General features: G+C 66.0%; 15 protein-coding genes. 13 read left to right on the top strand and 2 right to left on the bottom strand.

Annotation, left to right across the window (positions count from 1 at the left end):
• Positions 1-51 precede the first annotated feature (51 nt).
• The 8 genes from EEB15_RS18975 (at position 52) to EEB15_RS18940 (ending at position 11,530) form a co-directional block, all read left to right on the top strand.
• The gene (locus EEB15_RS18975) at positions 52-1,245 is read left to right on the top strand and encodes a GGDEF domain-containing protein (protein WP_141511449.1); all 1,194 of its coding nucleotides are present in this window, start codon (positions 52-54) and stop codon (positions 1,243-1,245) included.
• Between the two features lie 47 nt (positions 1,246-1,292).
• A complete protein-coding gene (locus tag EEB15_RS18970) occupies positions 1,293-1,901 on the top strand; it encodes an isochorismatase family protein (protein ID WP_141511448.1) in 609 nt (202 codons plus the stop codon).
• A gap of 28 nt (positions 1,902-1,929) precedes the next feature.
• Positions 1,930-3,882, top strand: coding sequence for a propionate--CoA ligase (locus EEB15_RS18965; protein ID WP_255466353.1), 1,953 nt, complete (start codon positions 1,930-1,932; stop codon positions 3,880-3,882).
• 228 nt (positions 3,883-4,110) lie between these two features.
• Positions 4,111-6,978 carry a 2-oxoglutarate dehydrogenase E1 component gene (locus EEB15_RS18960; RefSeq protein WP_141511446.1) on the top strand — a complete coding sequence of 956 codons (2,868 nt, stop codon included), beginning with the start codon at positions 4,111-4,113 and terminating at the stop codon, positions 6,976-6,978.
• A gap of 106 nt (positions 6,979-7,084) precedes the next feature.
• A complete protein-coding gene (gene odhB / locus EEB15_RS18955; RefSeq protein ID WP_141511445.1) occupies positions 7,085-8,350 on the top strand; it encodes a 2-oxoglutarate dehydrogenase complex dihydrolipoyllysine-residue succinyltransferase in 1,266 nt (421 codons plus the stop codon).
• A gap of 10 nt (positions 8,351-8,360) precedes the next feature.
• Complete coding sequence (lpdA, locus tag EEB15_RS18950) at positions 8,361-9,788, top strand: dihydrolipoyl dehydrogenase (protein WP_141511444.1); 1,428 nt, start codon at positions 8,361-8,363, stop codon at positions 9,786-9,788.
• 3 nt (positions 9,789-9,791) lie between these two features.
• Positions 9,792-10,904, top strand: coding sequence for a cell division protein ZapE (zapE, locus tag EEB15_RS18945; RefSeq protein ID WP_141511443.1), 1,113 nt, complete (start codon positions 9,792-9,794; stop codon positions 10,902-10,904).
• Complete coding sequence (locus EEB15_RS18940; protein WP_141511442.1) at positions 10,901-11,530, top strand: hypothetical protein; 630 nt, start codon at positions 10,901-10,903, stop codon at positions 11,528-11,530. The genes zapE and EEB15_RS18940 overlap by 4 nt, the downstream gene beginning before the upstream one ends.
• Positions 11,531-11,549: 19 nt before the next feature.
• Here the strand turns inward: EEB15_RS18940 and EEB15_RS18935 are convergent, their stop codons facing one another.
• Positions 11,550-12,314: a PP2C family serine/threonine-protein phosphatase gene (locus EEB15_RS18935; RefSeq protein ID WP_141511441.1), complete on the bottom strand. Its 765-nt coding sequence runs from the start codon at positions 12,312-12,314 to the stop codon at positions 11,550-11,552.
• A 108-nt stretch (positions 12,315-12,422) separates the two neighbouring features.
• On the opposite strand from EEB15_RS18935, the gene EEB15_RS18930 reads away from it, so the two are divergent.
• Positions 12,423-12,626 (top strand): YdcH family protein, encoded by a 204-nt coding sequence (locus tag EEB15_RS18930; protein WP_141511610.1) that lies wholly within the window; start codon positions 12,423-12,425, stop codon positions 12,624-12,626.
• Positions 12,627-14,645: an ATP-dependent DNA helicase gene (locus EEB15_RS18925; RefSeq protein ID WP_141511440.1), complete on the top strand. Its 2,019-nt coding sequence runs from the start codon at positions 12,627-12,629 to the stop codon at positions 14,643-14,645.
• Here the strand turns inward: EEB15_RS18925 and EEB15_RS18920 are convergent.
• Positions 14,608-15,411, bottom strand: coding sequence for an outer membrane protein assembly factor BamD (locus tag EEB15_RS18920; protein ID WP_141511439.1), 804 nt, complete (start codon positions 15,409-15,411; stop codon positions 14,608-14,610). The two genes, EEB15_RS18925 and EEB15_RS18920, sit on opposite strands and share 38 nt — an antisense overlap.
• A gap of 14 nt (positions 15,412-15,425) precedes the next feature.
• Between EEB15_RS18920 and EEB15_RS18915 the strand changes: the two genes are divergently transcribed.
• From EEB15_RS18915 to EEB15_RS18905, 3 genes are all read left to right on the top strand, one after another.
• Positions 15,426-16,493, top strand: a complete 1,068-nt coding sequence (locus tag EEB15_RS18915) for an RluA family pseudouridine synthase (protein ID WP_370283717.1) — start codon at positions 15,426-15,428, stop codon at positions 16,491-16,493.
• Between the two features lie 146 nt (positions 16,494-16,639).
• A complete protein-coding gene (gene scpB / locus EEB15_RS18910; protein WP_141511438.1) occupies positions 16,640-17,461 on the top strand; it encodes an SMC-Scp complex subunit ScpB in 822 nt (273 codons plus the stop codon).
• A 2-nt stretch (positions 17,462-17,463) separates the two neighbouring features.
• The coding region (locus tag EEB15_RS18905; protein ID WP_233259545.1) for a pseudouridine synthase at positions 17,464-18,649 on the top strand (1,186 nt) is incomplete at its 3' end.

Genomic DNA, 18,649 nt, shown 5'->3' with positions numbered 1-18,649 from the left:
TGTTTTCATTGTCTCCAAGCGTAAGCCGCACGGCATGCGCAGGAGAGAACGATGACCGCACCCGCCCCCTTGAACACCGATTTCCCGTCCCAACGGTCCGCCGGACCGGTGGCCGCGGCCCCGAGCGACTGGATTTCGCACAGCCTGCGCCACCTGGAGCGGTGGGTGGCCTGGTCGATTGCCGTCTACACCGCGTGGCTGGCCGTCTTTGCATTCCCCGGCGTCCCGGGCATCTGGCTTTTTGTGCTGTATGCGGGGCTGATCGGCAAATGGGCCGAGGCGCGGCCCGCCCGCCATCAATCCGACATGGCCTGGCGCGGCCTCGCGCTGATCGCCGGTGCCTACGTGCTCCACACCCAGACATCGGCTGAGGTCGGCGGCCCCGGAGGCCTCTTTTTCTTCTGGCTTACGATCACCTGCCTCTACTACGCTTTCATGCTGAAGCCCGCGTGGGGTGCTGGCCTGGTTGCGATCGCGGTGCTTGAATTTGCCATCGGATCGTTGCAAGTGCAGAACCCCGCCCCGGTGGCCGACATCCTGGCGCAGGGCGGCTTCCTGTGCATCTTCCCGCTGCTGCTGGCCATGAAGTTCGGCGCCGTGATGCGCCGTCCCGACGAGACCCTGGAGAGCGGCCGCATCGACGGCAGCACGGCCTTGTACAACATGGAGGGCTTCACCGCCCACGGTGACGAGATGCTCGCTGCCTGCAAGCGCGATGGCCGCCCGGTCTCGGTCACCGTCTTCGATTGCTCGGACTTGCTGGAAGTGCGAACCATCTACGGCAGCCGCATCGCGCACAAGCTGCTGGCGCGCATCGTCAGGAAGCTGAACGCGCTGTGCGAAGGGCGTGGCCTGGCCGCCCGCACCGGGCCGGCCGAATTCACCGTCATCCTGCCGGGCATGCATCGCGAGAAAACCCTGGCCGCGATCCAGCGCGTGCTGGGTAACCCGATGCGCATCGAGCTGGACGCGGGCGACAGCGAGATCGTGCTGGTGCCGGACTTCATGATCCAGACGGCCAACGCCGAAACCGCGTCGGTGCAGGAACTGCATGGCGAACTGCGCCGCGCACTGGCGCGTTCGCAGGAGCATGAAGCGCGCCGCCACCACCACATGCAGCGCGATCGCGAGCGGCATTCCCGCCCGATGGGCATCACGGCGCTGCCGCGGCACCACGCCAGGCCCCGCGGCGCCCCGGTGGTGTGCCTGGACGCAACCGGGCCCGCTTCACTCGCCGCGTCTTAGGGTCTTCGCACCCCGCAATAATGGAGGCATTCCAACGAATGCCTTTCATGCTGCTCGACGCCGACGAATCACAACTCGTGCTGGTGGACTACCAGTCCGCCTTGATGCCCTCCATTCACGAGGGCGAAGCGGTCTTGCGCAATGCCCTGCGCCTGGGCCGCCTCGCCCGCATGTTCGACGTGCCCGCCTGGGGCACGGAGGAAAACCCGCAGGGCTTGGGGAGCAGCCCGCCTGAGCTGCGCGAGCTCTGCCGCAAGACGCTCACGAAAATGCACTTCAGTGCCGTCGCCGACGGCCTGACCGAGCTGCTGCGCCCGCCGGCGAAAGCGCGGCAAGGGGGCAACGCCCGCAGCCTGCCCAAACACTTGCAGAAGCCCGCGCCGGAGCCCGAGGAGCAGCGCAACACCGTGGTGATCGCAGGGTGCGAAGCGCACGTCTGCCTGTTGCAGACCGCGTTGGACCTGCTCGAGGAAGAGTTCGAAGTCTGGGTGGTCACGGACGCCTGCAGCTCGCGCACCGAGCGCGACCGCGACGCCGCCTTCGACCGGTTGGCCGGCGCCGGCGCCGAGCTCGTCACCACGGAGATGGTGGCTTTCGAATGGCTGCGCACGGCCGAGCACCCGCTATTCAAGGATGTGTTGAGCCTGGTCAAGTAGGCGCTCCGGCTGCGTGCGCGGCGTCAGCGTGCGGCAAGCCAGGCAGACAGAATGGGCGGGCTGCACAAAGAGGAGACAAGACATGAGCCGCTACGAAGAGTTCCACCGTCGATCCATCGAAGACCGCGACGCCTTCTGGGCCGAGCAGGCCGCGTTGATCGATTGGAAAACCCAGCCGGGAACCATCTGCGACGACAGCCGCCCGCCCTTCACGCGCTGGTTCGCCGGCGGCACCACGAACCTGTGCCACAACGCCGTCGACCGCCACCTGACGGACAGGGCGGACCAGCCGGCGCTCATCTGCGTTTCCACCGAAACCGGCGCCGAGCGCATCTACACATTCCGTGAATTGCACGGCGAGGTGCAGCGGGCGGCCGCGGCGCTGAAGAGCCTGGGCGTGCAAAAGGGCGACCGCGTGCTGATCTACATGCCGATGATCGCGGAGGCCGCCTTCACGATGCTGGCGTGCGCGCGCATCGGTGCCATCCACTCCGTCGTGTTCGGCGGCTTCGCGTCAGTGTCACTGGCCTCGCGCATCGAGGACGCCACGCCGAAGGTGATCGTCAGCGCCGATGCGGGTTCGCGTGGCGGCAAGGTGGTGGCGTACAAGCCCCTGCTGGACGAAGGCATCCGCCTTTCGAAGCACAAGCCCGATTCGGTCTTGCTGGTGGACCGGGGCCTCGCGGCCATGGAACGGGTCGCGGGGCGCGACCATGACTGGGCGCTGCTCACGCAGCAACAGTCCGGCACCCAGGTCGATTGCGAGTGGCTGGACGCCACCGACATCAGCTACACCATCTACACGAGCGGCACCACCGGCCGGCCCAAAGGCGTGCAGCGAGACGTCGGCGGCTATGCCGTGGCACTGGCCGCCAGCATGAAGCACATCTTTCTGGGCGCGCCGGGGGAAACCTTCTTTTCCACAAGCGACATCGGCTGGGTGGTGGGCCACAGCTACATCGTCTACGGCCCGCTGATCGCCGGCATGGCGACGATCATGTACGAAGGCCTGCCGATCCGGCCCGACGCCGGCATCTGGTGGAGCCTGGTCGAGAAATACAAGGTGACCGGCATGTTCAGCGCGCCCACGGCGGTGCGCGTGCTCAAGAAACAGGATCCGGCGTTCCTGAAGAAATACGACTTGTCGAGCCTGAAGGCCCTGTTCCTCGCGGGAGAACCGCTGGACGAGCCGACCGCTCGCTGGATCAGCGAAGGCCTGGGCGTGCCCATCATCGACAACTACTGGCAGACCGAAAGCGGCTGGCCCATCCTGACCATCGCCAATGGCGTGGAGCCCAAGCCAAGCCGCCTGGGCAGCCCGGGCGTTCCGATGTACGGCTTCGACGTCAAGCTGGTGCACGAAAGCACGGGCGAGGAGCTCACCGCGCCGGGCGAGAAAGGCGTCGTCGTGATCGAAGGGCCGACGCCGCCGGGCTTCATGCAGACCGTGTGGGGCGACGACGAGCGCTACGTGAAGACCTACTGGGAGACAGTCCCTGGAAAGACGGTCTACAGCACCTTTGATTGGGGAATCCGCGATGCAGACGGCTATTTCTTCATTCTTGGGCGCACCGATGATGTGATCAACGTCGCCGGCCACCGCCTGGGCACGCGGGAGATCGAGGAAAGCATCTCCAGCCATCCCAACGTGGCCGAGGTGGCGGTGGTGGGCGTGGCCGACCCGCTCAAGGGGCAGGTGGCAATGGCTTTCGTCGTCGCCCGGGACGCCGCCGCGTTGGGCGAGGCTGCGGCCCGCCTCAAGCTCGAAGGCGAGATCATGAAAGTCGTGGACGACACCCTGGGCGCCGTGGCGCGGCCTTCACGCGTCCATTTCGTGAACCTGCTCCCCAAGACCCGCAGCGGCAAGCTGTTGCGCCGCGCGATCCAGGCCGTGGCTGAAGGGCGCGATGCGGGCGACCTGACCACCATCGAAGACCCCTCGGCCCTGCAGCAGATACGGGATTTGATCGCCAACGGATGACTCGCTCCCTCTCCCCATCGGGGGAGAGGGCGGGGGTGAGGGGGTTCCTGAGACGCCCCTCGGGGCCGGTTGCGAGGGCACTGTGCCACGGAACGTGGCACAATCGCCCTCGCAACAAAGGCCCCTTCCATAGCCACAGTCGCATCCGCCATCCGGTTCAGCCGTGTCGCGGAAGGTTTCCTAAACCAGCTAAATGTCTCCTGCAGGGAGACGGAAAGTAGCGCAAGCATGAGTGATCCCGGCACCGTCTACACGGCCTACCAGGGCAATTCCTATCTCTTCGGCGGCAACGCGCCCTATGTCGAGGAGATGTACGAAAACTACCTCGCCAATCCGACCAGCGTCCCCGAGACCTGGCGCGAATACTTCGACGCGCTCCAGCACGTCCCGGCCGGGGACGGCAGCAACGCCAAGGATGTCCCGCACATGCCGGTCATCAACGCGTTCGCCGAGCGCGCCAAGCAGGGCGGCACCAAGGTGGTCGTGGCCAGCCAGGACGCCGAAATGGGCCGCAAGCGCACGGCCGTGCAGCAGCTCATTGCCGCCTACCGCAACGTCGGTTCCCGCTGGGCCGACCTGGATCCGCTCAAGCGCACCGAGCGCGAGAACATCCCCGAACTCGAAGCTTCCTTCTACGGATTTTCCGACTCCGACCAGGAAGCCGTGTTCAACATCAGCAACACGTTCTTCGGCAAGGAGACGATGTCGCTGCGCGAGTTGATCAACTCCCTGCGCGAAACCTACTGCGGCTCCATCGGCGCCGAGTACATGTACATCAGCGACCAGAACAAGAAGCGCTGGTGGCAGCAAAAGCTGGAATCGATCCGCAGCAAGCCCAACTTCGGCGCGGAAAAGAAGAAGCACATCCTCGACCGCGTGACGGCCGCTGAAGGCCTGGAACGCTTCCTGCACACCAAGTACGTCGGCCAGAAGCGCTTCTCGCTCGAAGGCGGCGAGAGCTTCATCGCCTCGATGGACGAACTGATCCAGGGCGCCGGCGCCAAAGGCGTCCAGGAAATCGTCATCGGCATGGCCCACCGCGGCCGCTTGAACGTGCTGGTCAATACGCTGGGCAAGATGCCGGCCGACCTGTTCGCCGAGTTCGACCACACGGCGAAGGAAGACCTGCCGGCCGGCGACGTGAAGTACCACCAGGGTTTCAGCTCGGACGTGACCACCCCCGGCGGCCCGGTCCACCTGTCGCTGGCGTTCAACCCCTCGCACCTCGAGATCGTGAATCCCGTTGTCGAGGGCTCGGTGCGCGCCCGCATGGATCGCCGCGCCGACCCGCAAGGCAAGCAGGTGCTGCCGATCCAGGTGCACGGCGACGCGGCCATCGCCGGCCAGGGCGTCGTGATGGAAACCCTGGCGCTCGCCGAGACGCGCGGCTACTTCACCGGCGGCACCGTCCATCTGGTCATCAACAACCAGATCGGCTTTACCACTTCCGATCCGCGCGACGCCCGCTCGACGCTGTACTGCACGGACATCGTGAAGATGATCGAAGCGCCGGTGCTGCACGTGAACGGTGACGACCCCGAAGCCGTGGTGCTGGCCACTCAGCTCGCCCTCGAATACCGCATGGAGTTCGCAAAGGACGTGGTGGTCGACATCGTCTGCTTCCGTAAGCTCGGCCACAACGAGCAGGACACCCCGTCGCTCACGCAGCCGCTGATGTACAAGAAGATCGCGGCGCACCCCGGCACCCGCAAGCTGTACGCCGACAAGCTGGCCGCGCAGGGCATGGGTGAGTCGCTGGGCGACGACATGGTCAAGGCCTACCGTGCCGCCATGGACGCCGGCAAGCACACGGTGGACCCGGTGCTGACCAACTTCAAGAGCAAGTACGCGGTCGACTGGAGCCCATACCTGAACAAGAAGTGGACGGACGCCGCCGACACCGCCATCCCCATGGCCGAGTGGAAGCGCCTGGCCGAGAAGATCACCACGGTGCCGGCGGACTTCACGCCGCATCCGCTGGTCAAGAAGGTCCTCGACGACCGCGCGGCCATGGGCCGGGGCGACGTCAACGTCGACTGGGGCATGGGCGAGCACATGGCGTTCGCGTCGCTGGTGGCCAGCGGCTATCCGGTGCGCCTCTCCGGTGAGGACTGCGGCCGCGGCACGTTCACCCACCGCCACTCGGTGCTGCACGACCAGAACCGCGAGAAATGGGACATCGGCACCTATACGCCGCTGTGCAACGTCGCCGAGAACCAGGCCCCCTACGTCGTCATCGACTCCATCCTGTCCGAAGAGGCGGTGCTGGGCTTCGAATACGGCTACGCGTCCAACGACCCGAACACGCTGGTGATCTGGGAAGCGCAGTTCGGCGACTTCGCCAACGGCGCGCAAGTGGTGATCGACCAGTTCATCGCCTCGGGCGAAGTGAAGTGGGGCCGCGTCAACGGCATCACGCTGATGCTGCCGCACGGCTACGAAGGCCAAGGCCCCGAGCACAGCTCGGCGCGCCTCGAGCGCTTCATGCAGCTGTCGGCCGACACGAACATGCAAGTGGTCCAGCCGACCACGGCCAGCCAGATCTTCCACGTGTTGCGCCGCCAGATGGTGCGCAACCTGCGCAAGCCGCTGATCATCATGACGCCGAAGTCGCTGCTGCGGAACAAGGACGCGACCTCGCCGTTGACCGAGTTCACCAAGGGCACCTTCCAGACCATCATCCCCGAGAGCCGCGAGCTGAAAGCCGACAAGGTCAAGCGCATCGTCGTCTGCTCGGGCAAGGTCTACTACGACCTGGCCAAGAAGCGTGACGAGCGCGAGGACGACAGCGTCGCCATCCTGCGTGTCGAGCAGCTCTACCCGTTCCCGCACAAGACATTCGCGGCCGAGTTGAAAAAGTACCCCAACGTCACCGACATCGTGTGGGCGCAGGACGAGCCGCAGAACCAGGGCGCCTGGTTCTTCGTGCAGCACTACATCCACGAGAACATGCTCGAAGGGCAGAAGCTCGGGTACTCGGGACGCGCGGCTTCGGCCTCGCCGGCCGTGGGTTATTCGCACCTGCACCAGGAACAGCAAAAAGCGTTGGTGGACGGCGCTTTCGGCAAGCTGAAGGGCTTCGTCCTCACCAAGTAATGTTATTTCGGACGCCGAAGGCGCCGAAATAACTCCGCGCGGTCGAAGCGGACCGAAGGGCCGGTCACCGCGCGGATGCTTACGAACAAGAATCCAGGAAAAGAAAATGTCTATCGTTGAAGTCAAAGTCCCGCAGCTGTCCGAGTCGGTTGCCGAAGCAACCCTGCTGCAGTGGAAGAAGAAGCCCGGCGACATGATCGCCATCGATGAAATCCTGATCGAGATCGAGACCGACAAGGTCGTGCTGGAAGTGCCTGCGCCCGCCGCCGGCGTGCTGGCCGAGATCGTGCAGGCCGACGGCGCTACGGTTGCTGCCGAACAGGTCATTGCGAGAATCGATACGGAAGGCAAGGGCGCTGTTGCTGCTCCCGCCGCCGCTGCAGCACCCGTCGCCGCCGCGCCTGCCGCATCTGCATCCGCACCCGCCGCAGCCGCGGGATCCAAGGCTGGCATCGCGATGCCTGCTGCCGCCAAGCTCATGGCCGACAACAACCTGGCTGCCGGTTCGGTGCCGGGCACTGGCAAGGATGGCCGCGTGACCAAGGGCGACGTACTCGGCGCGGTTGCCGGCGGCGCCAAGCCCGCCGTCGCTCCGGTCGCCGCGCCCACGGGCGTGCCGAAGACGGCGCTGCCGCAAGTCGCTTCTCCGAGCGCCGCGCCCGACCTGGGTCAGCGCCCCGAGCAGCGCGTGCCGATGAGCCGCCTGCGCGCCCGCGTGGCCGAGCGCCTGCTGCAGTCGCAGTCTTCCAATGCCATCCTGACCACGTTCAACGAAGTGAACATGGCGCCGGTGATGGAAATGCGCAAGCGTTTCCAGGAGAAGTTCGAGAAGGAGCACGGCGTCAAGATCGGCTTCATGAGCTTCTTCGTGAAGGCTGCGGTGCACGCGCTCAAGAAGTACCCGGTGCTCAACGCCTCGGTCGACGGCAATGACGTCGTCTACCACGGCTACTTCGACATCGGCATCGCCGTCGGCTCGCCGCGTGGCCTGGTGGTGCCGATCCTGCGCAACGCCGACCAGATGAGCTTTGCCGACATCGAGAAGAAGATCGCCGAATACGGCGCCAAGGCGCGCGACGGCAAGCTGGGCATCGAGGAAATGACCGGCGGCACCTTCTCCATCTCCAACGGCGGCGTGTTCGGTTCCATGCTCTCCACCCCCATCATCAACCCGCCGCAGTCGGCGATCCTGGGCGTTCACGCCACCAAGGACCGTGCAGTCGTCGAGAACGGGCAAGTGGTGGTCCGGCCGATCAACTATCTGGCCATGTCTTATGACCACCGCATCATCGACGGCCGCGAAGCCGTGCTCGGGCTGGTGGCGATGAAGGAAGCGCTGGAAGATCCGGCGCGCCTCCTGTTTGACATCTAAGGAGACATAGATGTCCAAACAATTCGACGTCATCGTCATCGGCGGCGGTCCCGGTGGCTACATCGCCGCCATCCGCGCGGCTCAACTGGGCTTCAACACCGCTTGCGTCGACGAGTGGAAGAACAAGGACGGCAAGCCGGCCCTTGGCGGCACCTGCACCAACGTAGGCTGCATCCCCTCCAAGGCGCTGCTGCAGTCGTCCGAGCACTTCGACCATGCGGGCCACCACTTCGCGGACCACGGCATCTCCATGACCGGCATGACGCTGGACGTGGCGACCATGCTCAAGCGAAAGGACACCGTCGTGAAGCAGAACAACGACGGTATCCAGTTCCTGTTCAAGAAGAACAAGGTCACGTTCTTCCACGGCCGCGGTTCGTTCGCCAAGGCAACTGAAGGCGGGTACGAGATCCAGGTTGCGGGCGCGGCGGAAGAAACCATCGCCGGCAAGCACATCATCCTGGCGACGGGCTCCAATGCCCGCGCGCTGCCCGGCACTCCGTTCGACGAAGAGAACGTTCTGTCCAACGACGGCGCGCTGCGCATCCAGGGCGTGCCCAAGACGCTGGGCCTGATCGGCTCGGGTGTGATCGGCCTGGAGATGGGTTCGGTCTGGCGCCGCCTGGGCGCCGAGGTGACCGTGCTCGAAGCGCTGCCCACCTTCCTGGGGGCGGTGGACGAGCAGATCGCCAAGGAAGCAAAGAAGGCTTTCGACAAGCAGGGCCTGAAGATCGAGCTGGGCGTGAAGGTCGGCGAAATCAAGTCCGGCAAGAAGGGCGTTTCCGTCGCGTGGACCAATGCCAAGGGCGAAGCGCAGACCTTGGAAGTGGACAAGCTGATCGTCTCGATCGGCCGCGTGCCCAACACCATCGGCCTGAACGGCGAAGCCGTGGGCTTGAAGCTCGACGAGCGCGGCGCGATCCTGGTGGATGGTGACTGCAAGACCAACCTGCCGAACGTCTGGGCGGTGGGTGATGTCGTGCGCGGCCCGATGCTCGCGCACAAGGCGGAAGAAGAGGGCGTGGCGGTGGCCGAGCGGATTGCCGGCCAGCACGGCCACGTCAACTTCAACACCATCCCCTGGGTGATCTACACCAGCCCCGAGATCGCGTGGGTCGGCCAGACTGAGCAGCAGCTCAAGGCGGCGGGCGTCAAGTACAAGGCCGGCACCTTCCCGTTCATGGCCAACGGCCGTGCACGTGCGTTGGGCGACACGACCGGCATGGTGAAGTTTCTTGCGGACGCCACGACGGACGAAATCCTGGGCGTGCACATCGTCGGCCCGATGGCCAGTGAGCTGATTTCCGAAGCCGTGGTGGCGATGGAGTTCCGCGCTTCGGCGGAAGACATCGCCCGCATCTGCCATGCACACCCGTCGCTGTCCGAGGCGACGAAGGAAGCGGCGTTGGCCGTCGACAAGCGCACGCTGAACTTCTAGCCGATGCGAGAACACGTGCCGTCGGTTCGCGAAGTCTACGAAGCCGAACTGAAGGCACGCGGCTACCAGAGCGATCCCGCGCAGTTGCGCGCCGTCGAAGCGCTGGACCGCTGTGCGCGTGAATGGGCTGAGTTCAAGGAGCAGCGCTCCAATGTCTTCAAGAAGCTGATCAACCGGCCGGAGATCCCGCGAGGGGTCTACATGCACGGCGGGGTCGGGCGCGGCAAGAGCTTCCTGATGGATTGCTTCTACACGGCCGTGCCGCTCGTGCGCAAGACACGGCTGCATTTCCACGAGTTCATGCGGGAAGTGCATCGCGAGCTCTCCGACTTGCAAGGCACCGTGAACCCGCTGGATGAACTGGGCGAGCGCATGTCGCGCCGCTACCGGCTGATCTGCTTCGACGAATTCCACGTGGCCGACATCACGGACGCGATGATCCTGCACCGGCTGCTGGACGCGCTGTTCGACAACGGCGTGGGCTTCGTCACCACTTCGAACTTCAAGCCGAATGATCTCTATCCGGACGGACTGCACCGCGACCGGATCCTGCCCGCCATCGCGCTGCTCAACGAGAAGCTCGAGGTCATCAGCGTCGACAACGGCGTGGACTACCGCGCCCGCACCATGGAACAGGTAAAGCTGTACCACACGCCGCTCGGTCCCGAGGCGGATGCGCAGATGAACGAGGCCTTCACGCGCCTGGCCGAGTCGCACGACGAGGACCCGGTGCTGCACATCGAGGCACGCGAAATCCGGTCCCGGCGCAAGGCCGGCGGCGTGGTCTGGTTCGACTTCAAGACCTTGTGCGGGGGCCCGCGATCGCAGAACGACTACCTCGAGATCGCGAGCCAGTTCCACACGGTGCTGCTTTCCGATGTGCCCTACATGCCCGTGCGGATGGCTTCGGAAGCGAGGCGCTTCACGTGGCTGGTGGATGTCTTGTACGACCGCCGCGTCAAGCTGATCATGTCGGCAGCCGTGCCGCCAGACGCGTTGTACACGGACGGGCCGCTGGCCCATGAGTTTCCGCGCACGGTTTCCCGGCTGAACGAGATGCAGTCGACCGAGTTCCTCGCGCTGGAGCACCGCACCGTGGACACCCGCCTCACATGAAAAAACTGCTTCTGCTGCTCGCGTTCCTGGCCCTGCCGCTCGCCTCGTCGGCTGACGAGCCGGAAGCCGCCAAGGCCCAGCGCGCGCGAATCGCCACCGAGCGGGGCGCGGCGGAGACGGAGTTTCGAACCGCGGAAAAGGCCTGTTACGGCAAGTTCGCCGTCAACGATTGCCTGAACGAAGCGCGCGCCAAGCGCCGAGGCGTGCTGTCGGACCTGCGCCGCCAGGAGATCCAGCTCAATGACGCCGAACGCCGGCGAAAGTCCGATGAGCGCGTGCGGCTGTCCGAGGAAAGCCTGGCGGCCGACAAGCAGGACGAGGCCGCGCGGCGCGCCAAGGCTGCGGCCGGGCAGCAGGGGCGCGAAACCCGCGCTGCCGAGAAGGCCGCCGACCGCGCTGCGGCTGACGCATCGCGATCGGCCAAGGCGGCCGGGCGCCAGGACGAGGCCGCGCGCAAGAAAGCCGAGTCGCAAGAGGCGAAGCAGCGCCGCGACAAGGATGCGGCCGACGCCGTCAAGCGCCAGGAAAAGCGCGTGGCCGAGGCCGAGGAGCGCAAGGCAGCGCTCGAAAAACGCTTGGCCGATCGCAAGAAGCCGGCTGCCAAGCCGCTGCCCGAGGCGCCGTAAACCGGCGCTCGCGCGCTTGTCAGCTGTCCAGCGGCTCCAGCTTGGCGACCACCAGCGAGAGGTTGTCGCCCCCGCCATGCCCGCGCGAGCGGGCCTTCTCGATGAGGAACTCCGTCGCCTCCCGCGGCGACAGGGACGACAGCACCGACCCCAGCTCGCTGGGGCTGAAGTAGTGCCAGATGCCGTCGCTGCAGGCCAGCAGCACGTCGCCGGGCTTCAGCATCGGGATCAGGTGGTGGTCGGCCGGCGGATCGTCCTCGGCGCCCAGGCAACCCATCAGGATGTTCGACTGGGGGTGGACGTTGGCTTCCTCTTCCGTCAGCTCCCCGCGTTCGACGAGCGTCTGCACATAGGAATGGTCCATCGTGCGTTTGACCAGCTTGCCCGCATGAAAGTGGTAGATGCGCGAATCGCCGGCGTGGATCCAGTGGCAGTCGCCCGCCGGGTTGATCAGGAAAGCGGCCAGGGTGCTATGCGGCTCCTGTTCGGAGGACACGGCGGTGAGCTTGATGACGATGTGCGCCTCTTGCACCATTTGCTTCAGCAGCGAGTGGGCGTCGTCGTGGTCCGGCGAGTAGCGCTCGAACAGCTGGCGCGCCGTCATCATCACCTGGTCGGAGGCCTTGCGGCCGCCGCTGCGGCCGCCCATGCCGTCGGCAACGATGCCCAGCACGCACCCCGTCTGCCGTGGGTGGCTGAGCAGGACGACCTGGTCCTGCTGGTATTCGCGGTCACCCTTGTGGATGCCGGTCGATGCGGTGAGTCGGTAACCCTTGCTGGCCATGCTGTGAATATCGATGACGCCGGTTGGCGGTGCGCTCGATTATTGCCCCTGAAACACGTATTATTGAGCGAACCCGACCGTAGCGGCATGCAAGCAGCCGCAGATTCCTTGGATTCCAACCTCCACTCTCCTGAACGCCGCCTGATCGAACTGAGGATGGAGCATGCCGATCTGGACGCGATGATCGACCGCGCCAGCCTCGAATCGCCCGTGGACGAGTTGATGATGCGCCGCCTCAAGAAGAGGCGGCTCGCGCTGCGCGACCAGATCGCCCGGCTTGAATTGGTCCTAGACCCCAAAGAACCCGCCTAAATGACCTTGCAAGATCCGGTTCGCGACGCCTTCGCGCCCGAAGGCGTTTTGTCGCGTGCTGCCGATCACTTCCATCCTCGCGCCGAGCAGACCGAGATGGCGATGGCCGTCGCGCGCACGATCGAAGACGGCGGCGCTTTGGTCGTCGAGGCCGGTACCGGCGTGGGCAAGACGTTCTCGTACCTGGTGCCCGCCTTGCTCAGCGGCGAGCGGGTGCTGCTGTCGACCGCGACCAAGACGCTGCAAGACCAGCTGTTCGGCCGCGACCTGCCGCGCCTGGTCGAAGCACTGGGCTTGCCGGTGCGCACCGCCTTGCTGAAAGGCCGCGGAAGCTACCTCTGCATCCACCGGATGGAGCAAGCCCGGCACGATGCGGCGCTGCCAGATCGGGGAGCGCTACGCACCCTGGCCAAAATTGAAGAGTGGTCACACGCCACACGCACCGGTGATCTGGCCGAGCTCCCCGGACTGGACGAGCGTTCGCCGCTGATCCCGTTCGTGACCTCTACGCGCGAGAACTGCCTCGGCGCGCAATGCCCGAAGTTCCGCGCATGCCACGTCAATTTGGCGCGGCGTGAAGCGTTGGCGGCCGATGTCGTCGTCATCAACCATCACCTGTTCTTTGCCGACCTCGCGGTGCGCGAATCGGGCATGGCGGAACTGCTGCCCACGGTGCGTATCGCAATCTTCGACGAGGCGCACCAGCTCAACGAAACCGGCGTCCAGTTCCTGGGCGCGTTCGTCACCACCAATCAGCTTCTGGACTTCGGGCGCGACATGCTGGCTGCGGGCTTGCAGCAGGCGCGGGGCTTGGTCGATTGGCAGGCCGCGGCCTCCGCGGTGGAACGCGCTGCGCGCGAGCTGCGGCTGGTGGTGGGCAAGGCGGCGCCCGGCGCCCGGCTGCGTTGGGTGGGCGAGGCACCTGGCGATGTCGATCCGGAAAGCTGGGTCCGCGCCCTCGATGACCTGCATGAAGCCTGCGCGCTTGCCATGGCCGCGTTGTCCACGGTGAGCGAGTTGGCCCCGGACTTCGTGCGTCTGCACGAACGCGCCGAGAGGATGGCGCGTCAGGTAAAAGCCTTTGCCGGCCCCTGCGAGCCGGGCGCTGTGCGTTGGGTCGATGCGGGCACGCAGCTGCGCCTGGTCGAGTCACCGCTGGACATCGCCAAGGCGGTGCAGGAAAAGCTTTTGCGCGCGGGCGGCGAGGAAGCGACCCGCCGCTCGTGGATTTTCACGTCGGCCACACTCGGCGACGACGCGAAGCTGTCGTGGTTTACCGAACCCTGCGGGCTCGACTCGGCCGAAGTGCTTCGTGTCGGCAGCCCTTTCGACTATGCGTCGCAGGCGGCTGTTTATGTGCCGCGGCACCTGGCCAAACCGAATGACCCGGCGCACAGCGGGCAGGTCGCGGCGCTGGCCAGCGAGGGTGCGCAGCGGCTGGGTGGGCGAACGATGGTCCTCACCACCACGCTGCGGGCGCTGCGGGCCATCGGCGAAGAGATGCAGCGCCGCTTCGACGGTTCCGCCGACATCGAGGTGCTGGTCCAGGGCCAGTGGCCCAAGCGGCGGTTGATCGAGCGCTTCCGCGAGGGTGCCTCCGCAGGCGGGCGTGGGTGCGTGCTGGTGGCGTCCGCTTCATTCTGGGAAGGCGTGGACGTTCCCGGTGATGCCTTGCAACTGGTGGTCATCGACAAGCTGCCGTTCCCGCCGCCGGGCGACCCGCTGGTCGAGGCGCGCGCCCAGCGTCTCGAATCTCAGGGCCGCAGCCCTTTCAACGACTATTTCATTCCCGAGGCCGCAGTGGCATTGAAGCAGGGGGCGGGGCGGCTGATCCGGCGCGAGTCGGACCAGGGCGTGCTGGTGGTCTGCGACACGCGCATGGCCACGATGGGCTACGGGCGGCGGCTGATGGCGGCGTTGCCGCCCATGCGCAAGCTGTCGACGAACGAAGAATTTTTGGAAGCGCTGGAGAGGCTGGCGGCTACCAGAGCTTCCACCACGGATCCTGCTTGGACTTGAAGCCGCGGGAGAGGTATTCGCTCTTCGGGTAGGTCTTCTCCATCACGCGCTTGGAGTCGTCGCGCAGCTGGGTCATGCCCAATTCGTCGTACGAGCGCACAAGGATGTACAACGCCTCCTCCAGCGCCGGCACGTCCTGGTAATCGGTCAGCGCGTTCTGCGCGCGGTTGATGGCGGCCACGTAAGCGCCGCGGCTGAAGTAGTAGCGCGCCACGTGCACTTCATATTGAGCCAGCGAATTGACGATGTACGTCATGCGCGCCTTGGCATCGGGCGTGTAGCGTGACTCGGGGTAGCGCGTCACCAGTTCCTTGAAGGCGTCGAACGATTCCTTGGCGGCCTTCTGGTCGCGCTCGGCAAGATCCTGCTTGGACAGGAAGGCGAAAGCGCCCAGGTTGTCGTTGAAGTTGACGATGCCCTTCAGGTACAGCGCGTAGTCGATCGCGGGGCTCGAAGGGTGCAGCTTCATGAAGCGGTCGAGCGTGGACAGAGCCGAAGCCTGGTCGTTGCCCTTGTACTGCGCATAGGCCTTTTCCAGTTGCGCCTGTTGGGCCAGCGGTGTGCCGGCGGCGCGGCCTTCGAGTTTTTCGAACAGCGGGATCGCCTTGTCGTAGGCGGCCGCGTTCATCTCGTCCTTGGCCTCGGCGTAGATCTTGTTCGGGCTCCAGTTCTCGGTCTTGTCGTCTTTCGTCGAGGCGCAGCCGGCCACCAAGGCGGCAACGGCGATGGCCAGCGCGGGGACGACCGATAATTTGGCTCGAAGCATGAATCGCAACTTTCTTGAAACAGGGCAAATTCATTATATCGACCGACCCCTTTGACCCGGCCGAGGACAAGCCTCCAGCCGCTGACACGCAGCCGCTCGACGACGAGGTGCTCGACTCCGCGGAGACCGGTGTCGAGATCGACTTGAGGCCCTTCGTGATCGATGCCGCGCACCATGGCGAGCGGCTGGATCGCGCGCTGGCCGTCCTTGCACCGGAATTTTCCCGCAGCTACCTGCAGCAGCTGATCGAGTCGGGCGCCGTGTCGCTCAAGGGGGCGCCCGCCACGCGTTCGTCGCAGAAGGTGAAAGCCGGCGACGAGGGCGTGATCGAGTTGCGACCCACGCCGCAGAGCCAGTCATTCCGCCCGGAGCCCATGGCACTGGATGTGGTCTACGAAGACGAGCACCTCCTGGTGGTCAACAAGCCGGCCGGCCTGGTGGTGCACCCGGCACCCGGCAACTGGAGCGGCACCTTGCTCAACGGACTTCTGGCCCGCGACCCGAAGGCGATGCTGTTGCCGCGCGCCGGCATCGTGCACCGGCTCGACAAGGACACCAGCGGCCTCATGGTGGTGGCGCGCACGCGGGCCACGATGGACGCCCTGGTGCAGCTCATCGCTGCACGCGAAGTCTCGCGCCAGTACGTGGCACTGGCGCACCGCGACTGGGGCGGGACTGCAGTGCGGCACGTTGACGCGCCGATCGGGCGTGATCCGCGCAACCGCCTTCGCATGGCCGTCGTCGAGAGCGGCAAGGCCGCCACCACGACGTTCGAGTTGCTGCAGGCCGCCGCCGCGGGCTGCTGGGTTCGCGCGACGCTCGGGACGGGTCGCACGCACCAGATCCGCGTGCACATGGCCCACATCGGCCACCCGCTGGTGGCAGACGTGCTCTACGGCGGCGCGCCCGCGGCCGGGTTGGCTCGGCAGGCGCTGCACGCCTTCCGGCTCGCCTTCGCGCATCCCGTCACGGGGAAAGCGGTGGAATTTCACGCTCCGCTGCCTGCCGACCTGCGCGAGGCGCTGGGACTGTGGGGCCTGCGTTACAATGATCTGGAATGGCTTACGAGCCACGCCCCCTAGGCTTCAGCACAGCCTGTGAAAGCACCGGGGCGGCCCGCCCCGCAACCGATTTTGCGACGGGCCCGCGAGACGAATCGCCCCTAATAGCCTTTGTTCAGCCTTTGATTTGCGCGCCAGTGGCGCCTTTTCCCCGGAACGGCAAGACCATGAATACGACGGATGCGAAGCGCGTCCTCGAAACCGCCCTGATTTGCTCGCAGCAGCCTTTGCCGGTGCGCGAGCTGCGCGTCCTGTTCAACGACGAACTGGCTGCCGACACCATCAAGGCGTTGCTCGCGGACCTTCAGAACGACTGGACCCAGCGCGGGGTCGAACTGGTGCATGTCGCCAGCGGCTGGCGCTTCCAGAGCCGCCCGCAGATGCGCGAGTACCTGGACCGCCTGCACCCCGAAAAGCCGCCCAAGTACACGCGGGCCGTGCTGGAAACGCTGGCCATCATCGCGTACCGCCAGCCGGTGACGCGCGGCGATATGGAAGACATCCGCGGCGTGACGATCAACGCCTTGATCTTGAAGCAGCTGGAAGACCGGGGCTGGGTCGAGGTCATCGGCCACCGCGAAACGGTGGGCCGGCCCGCGCTGTTCGCCACGACGCGCCAGTTCCTGGACGACCTGGGCATCGAGTCGCTGGACCAGTTGCCCGTCCTCGAAGGACCTGCCCAGGCCAACTTGCTGGCATCGCTGGGCGCGGGCATCGAGGAACCAGGGCAGCCGGGCCTTGCGATCGAGCCGGACGCCGAGATCCCCGCCCAAACGCCCGCCGAAACCCCAGTCGAGACAGCTGCCGAGGCATTTGCCGATACCACCCCCGTGACATCTGCCGAGCCTTCGGCGGAGACAGATCAAGCAGCAAGCACTATCGAAGCCGCGACCGAGGCTGCGCCCGAAACGCCCGCCGAGGCCGCCGGCCCGGACTCATCCACCCCCGAGGGCGCCGCGGACGATGCGCCGGAAGCCGTCGAGAACTGACCATGAACCAACCCCTGCCAGACGCCGTTCCCATGCCCGCCGCCGACGAAGCTGAGGACAAATCCCTCGCCGATCCGGCGCCGACCGCCGCGCCGCCGGTTCGTGCGTCCGATGAAGACGACGAGGAGCTGTGGGACGACAGCGATGAGGACCAGGACGGCGATGAGGGCGAGCAGGCTGCGCCGGCACCGGCCGAGCCCACCGTGCCCATCCGCTTCGAAGATGTGATCTCCGGCCAGTTCGACGCCGAGGTCGAAAGCCCCGAAGTCACGCTGCCCAAGCGTGTCCTCTCGCCGCAGGCGGATACGCCCAAGCTGCACAAGGTCCTGGCCCAGTCGGGGCTTGGCTCGCGCCTGGAGATGGAGCAGCTCATCACGGAAGGCCGCATCTCCGTCAACAACGAGCCCGCCCATATCGGCCAGCGCATCCAGTTCGGCGACCAGATCAAGGTCAACGGCAAGCCGATCCGCTTTCGCATCGCGCCGCCGCCGGCACGCGTCATTGCGTATCACAAGCCCGTTGGCGAGGTCGTCACGCATGACGACCCGCAGAACCGGCCCACGGTGTTCCGCAAGCTGCCCCGGCTGGTGCAGGGCAAATGGCAGTCGGTCGGCCGGCTGGACCTGAACACCGAAGGCCTGCTGCTGTTTACGAGCTCGGGCGAACTGGCCAACCGGCTCATGCATCCGCGCTTCGGCCTGGAGCGTGAATACGCCGTGCGGGTGCTGGGCGCGCTCAGCAACGAGGAAAAACAGCGTTTACTCGACGGCATCGACCTGGAGGACGGCCGGGCCCAGTTCGGCTCGATCGAGGATGGCGGCGGTGAAGGCGCCAACACGTGGTACCGCGTCACCATTTCCGAAGGTCGCAATCGCGAAGTGCGCCGTCTGTTCGAGGCGCTGGGCCATGCCGTCAGCCGGCTGATCCGCATCCGATATGGCGCAATGATGCTGCCGCGCGGGCTGAAGCGCGGCGCCTGGATGGAGTTGGACGAGCGCGACATCCGCTCGCTGATGCAGGCTGCCGGCGCCGGCAATGGCGAGCGGCCGGAACGCCGCGAAGGCCAGGGCGAGGGCGAGGGCGGCAACAAGGGCGGGCGCAATCGGCGCCGTGGCAACCGCACTGGCGGGCCACGAAGCGGCGGCGGTGGCAACAACAATGCGCAACCGCGCGGCCCGGGGCAAGGGC

This window comes from Ramlibacter sp. WS9 (assembly GCF_003797765.1).
Taxonomy (GTDB): domain Bacteria; phylum Pseudomonadota; class Gammaproteobacteria; order Burkholderiales; family Burkholderiaceae_C; genus Ramlibacter.
Note: the sequence above shows the minus strand (reverse complement) of the source record. Positions and strands in the feature narration are given on the sequence as shown.

What these genes read in the sequence shown, in the direction of transcription:
- EEB15_RS18975 (WP_141511449.1), top strand. Translation starts at nt 52, where the DNA reads ATGACCGCACCCGCCCCCTTGAACACCGATTTCCCGTCCCAACGGTCC.
- EEB15_RS18970 (WP_141511448.1), top strand. Translation starts at nt 1,293, where the DNA reads ATGCTGCTCGACGCCGACGAATCACAACTCGTGCTGGTGGACTACCAG.
- EEB15_RS18960 (WP_141511446.1), top strand. Translation starts at nt 4,111, where the DNA reads ATGAGTGATCCCGGCACCGTCTACACGGCCTACCAGGGCAATTCCTAT.
- odhB (WP_141511445.1), top strand. Translation starts at nt 7,085, where the DNA reads ATGTCTATCGTTGAAGTCAAAGTCCCGCAGCTGTCCGAGTCGGTTGCC.
- lpdA (WP_141511444.1), top strand. Translation starts at nt 8,361, where the DNA reads ATGTCCAAACAATTCGACGTCATCGTCATCGGCGGCGGTCCCGGTGGC.
- zapE (WP_141511443.1), top strand. Translation starts at nt 9,792, where the DNA reads ATGCGAGAACACGTGCCGTCGGTTCGCGAAGTCTACGAAGCCGAACTG.
- EEB15_RS18940 (WP_141511442.1), top strand. Translation starts at nt 10,901, where the DNA reads ATGAAAAAACTGCTTCTGCTGCTCGCGTTCCTGGCCCTGCCGCTCGCC.
- EEB15_RS18935 (WP_141511441.1), bottom strand. Translation starts at nt 12,314, where the DNA reads ATGGCCAGCAAGGGTTACCGACTCACCGCATCGACCGGCATCCACAAG.
- EEB15_RS18925 (WP_141511440.1), top strand. Translation starts at nt 12,627, where the DNA reads ATGACCTTGCAAGATCCGGTTCGCGACGCCTTCGCGCCCGAAGGCGTT.
- EEB15_RS18920 (WP_141511439.1), bottom strand. Translation starts at nt 15,411, where the DNA reads ATGCTTCGAGCCAAATTATCGGTCGTCCCCGCGCTGGCCATCGCCGTT.
- scpB (WP_141511438.1), top strand. Translation starts at nt 16,640, where the DNA reads ATGAATACGACGGATGCGAAGCGCGTCCTCGAAACCGCCCTGATTTGC.